This window comes from Bacillus sp. MUM 116, assembly GCF_001866655.1.
GTDB lineage: Bacteria > Bacillota > Bacilli > Bacillales > Cytobacillaceae > Neobacillus.
In genome coordinates this window covers 1-335 of record NZ_MLYR01000196.1, presented here as the reverse complement: position 1 = coordinate 335, position 335 = coordinate 1, and the positions used below count along the sequence as shown (strand labels likewise).

1 pseudogene is annotated in these 335 nt (G+C 42.1%); it reads left to right on the top strand.

Going from position 1 to position 335, the window contains the following annotated elements:
• Nucleotides 1-335: pseudogene (locus tag BIV60_RS27895) on the top strand (urocanate hydratase); the annotation flags it as partial.

The window sequence follows — 335 nt, the reverse complement described above, 5'->3', positions numbered from 1 at the left end:
GGAAGCCAAGGAATTGTTCAAGGAACTTACGAAACATTTGCAGAGCTTGCTCGTCAAGAGTTCGGCGGTTCATTAAAACACACCATCACATTAACAGCTGGCCTAGGCGGTATGGGTGGTGCACAGCCACTTGCAGTAACAATGAACGATGGCGTATGTATCGGCATCGATGTGGATGAGTGGAGAATTGATCGTCGTATTGAAACTAGATACTTAGATGTAAAAACAAATGACCTTGATGAAGCATTGAAATTAGCGTTTGAAGCAAAGAAAGAAGGAAAAGGGCTTTCAATCGGGCTTATTGGAAACGCAGCAGAAATTTTACCATTAATGAT